The sequence below is a fragment of the Mariniflexile maritimum genome, assembly GCF_009746565.1.
GTDB lineage: Bacteria > Bacteroidota > Bacteroidia > Flavobacteriales > Flavobacteriaceae > Mariniflexile > Mariniflexile maritimum.
Genome location: NZ_WRPN01000025.1, coordinates 1 through 2,821, shown reverse-complemented (window position 1 = coordinate 2,821; position 2,821 = coordinate 1). Strand labels below are relative to the sequence as shown.

Genomic DNA, 2,821 nt, shown 5'->3' with positions numbered 1-2,821 from the left:
TGTTGTTTTAACATAGCAACAATCTGGTTTTCTGTAAAATGGGTTGTCTTCATAAGTTTTCGGATTTAAATTTAATAATTCTTACTGAACGCGCTCCTGCGTCGCTTGTCGAATTCTATTTTTGAATGGATCGAATTTTGGGGAAGCTTACAGTTGGATGAACAAATGACATTTGTAGTCTCTAAAATGAAATTGAATGAAAAGATTGATCCTGAAGATGTGTTTTTCGATAATCAAGAATTTATGAAGCTAATGAATATTAGTAAAAGAACAGCACAGGAGTGGAGAAACAAAAAAATTATTCTTTGCTCACAAATAGGAAATAAAATTTATTATAGGCTTTCAGATATTCAAAAACTACTAAACGATAACTATAATTCTAAATAGTGATGGAACAGCTAGCAAATAACAAACTGATGGTTAGTGTTTATCAAGAGTTCAAATACAATTTAGGCGAAAGAAATCTTTTAGAAGTATTACAAGAAATCAAATCCGATAAATACCAAAGTGAAATAAATTCAATCCGATATGCTTTGCATAAAGGCGATGAAAAAACAGCCGAAGAAATCAAAAGCAACTTACTAGGATTTACAACTTCTGGAACATTTGGCGAAAGCAGAACAAAGGCAAATATAACAACCTATTCACAAGTAATATGTTTAGATTTTGATGATATACCAGTAGCCGAAATAAACAATCTTATAACGCTTATAAATGGCTGTAGATACACGTTTGCATCATTTATAAGTCCAAGTAACGAAGGTTTAAAAGTATTCATTAAAGTCAATTCAAATGCAGAGCAACATACAACAGTTTACAATCAAATTGCAAATTTTTATAAAGAGTTATCAGGTTATGATTTTGATGCAAAATGCAAAGACATTACCAGATTATGTTTTGTTTCTTATGATGCAGATTTATTTTTAAATGAAAAGGCAGTAATTTATGAAGTAAAAGAAGAAGTAAAACCATTAAAAACAGAACCCAAAAGAGAAGTTAAACACAATCTTACAACGGATGAATTATTAGACAAATGCTTAAAATTCACAGAACAAAAAGAAACCTATCAAGTAGGCAGTAGAAACAGTTTTATTCATCTTTTTGCGAGCAATGCAAATCGCTATGGAATTCATAAAGAAGATACATTAGATTTTTGCACGACTAATTTCGATTTAGAGGAAAAAGAAATAAAAAAAACAATAAACAGCACGTATAAAAACCAAAGTGCCGACTTTGCAAAGTATGCAAACTTTGCAAACTTGCAAAGTTCCTCAGAAGTAAAAACAAATTCAAAGGACATTACTTTTGAAGAATATGAAGATTGCCTAAAAACTACGCCAACTATTCCGCAATCGGTCTATGATAACTTACCTCCTATTTTGTTTGAAAGCTGTCAAGTATTCAAACAAGAAAGAGAAAGAGATGTTTTCTTAACAGGAGCATTAGCCATTCTTTCCGGATGTTTACCAAATGTATCAGGGTTATACAGCGGCAGCATAATCTATCCAAGTTTATTTTCTTTCATCCTAGCTCCAGCAGCTTCAGGAAAAGGAGCGTTGAAATTTGCAAAAGAATTAGCCGACAAATACCACGATAAAACATTAGCACTTTCATTAGACGATAAAAAAGTTTATGAAGAAAACCTATCAGCTTATAAAATGCTAAAAGCAAAAGGAAAATTAGAAGAAGGACAAGCAATGCCAATGGCACCAAAGTTCAAAGTAGTTTATATTCCTGCCAATACCAGTAATGCCAAAATAATTCAGCATTTAGACTGTAACGAAGGCAAAGGAATTATTTGCGAAACCGAAGCCGATACGTTAGGACAAACCTTTAAAAACGAATGGGGTTCCTATTCGGATATGCTTCGAAAATCCTTTCATCACGAAAAAATATCAGTAAGCCGTAAAACCGATGGCGAGTTTGTAGAAGTCAACAATCCGCAACTTTCTGTTGCCTTGTCAGGAACTCCCAAACAAGTTTTTAATATCATTGCTTCGGCAGAAGATGGTTTGTTTAGTCGCTTTATTTTTTATGTTTTCAAAACAGATGCCGTTTGGTTAGATCCATCGCCAAAAGGAAATCCAATCAATTTAACAGACTATTTCAAAACCCAATCCAACGAAGTTTTTAAAATGGTAGAATATTTCGAAAGAGACGAATTAATACTACAACTTACAGACGAACAATGGAACAAATTCAATCCTACTTTTAGCGCTTATTTGCAACAAATAAACACTTTTGTAAGCGAAGATGCTTTAAGCGTAGTAAAGCGTTTAGGAATAATTTTATACCGTTTTTGTATGCTTTTTACAGCCATCCGAAAATTCAAAGCAAACGATTACCACAAAGAAATCTTTTGCTCGGATATAGATTTCGAAACCGCTTTATCATTAATAAAAGTCTATTTGCAACACAGTATTATAATGTTCGAAAACTTGCCAAAACAAGGAGAACAAAGCGTTTTTAAATCAGGTCAAAACAAAAAACTGTTTTTCGAAGCCTTACCAAACAATTTCCAAAGAAAAGAAGCCATAGAAATAGCCAAGAGTTTCAATATTAGTGAGCGTTCCGTAGGTACTTTTCTAAAATCTTGTTTGGGTAAATTTTTAGACCAACCTGAATATGGTTTTTATAGGAAAACATAGTTTTTAATCTAGGATATTCAAAAGAAGTTTTATATTTACGCTTTGTTGTATTAGTGCAAAAAACGGGCATAGTATACCACCCACAGCGGATTAAAGTGAGCATAGTGCGGCGGGTGAAAGTGAACCACCTACAGCGGATGAAAGTGAACCACTAAAAATCGATTCTATTTGTA

2 protein-coding genes are annotated in these 2,821 nt (G+C 32.8%); both read left to right on the top strand.

Features of this window, described 5'->3' with window-relative positions; all coding sequences use genetic code 11:
* Positions 1–165 precede the first annotated feature (165 nt).
* The gene (locus tag GQO80_RS15595) at positions 166–387 is read left to right on the top strand and encodes a helix-turn-helix domain-containing protein (RefSeq protein ID WP_157209285.1); all 222 of its coding nucleotides are present in this window, start codon (positions 166–168) and stop codon (positions 385–387) included.
* Between the two features lie 2 nt (positions 388–389).
* Positions 390–2,648, top strand: coding sequence for a DUF3987 domain-containing protein (locus tag GQO80_RS15590; RefSeq protein WP_157209284.1), 2,259 nt, complete (start codon positions 390–392; stop codon positions 2,646–2,648).
* The last annotated feature ends 173 nt before the right edge of the window (positions 2,649–2,821 follow it).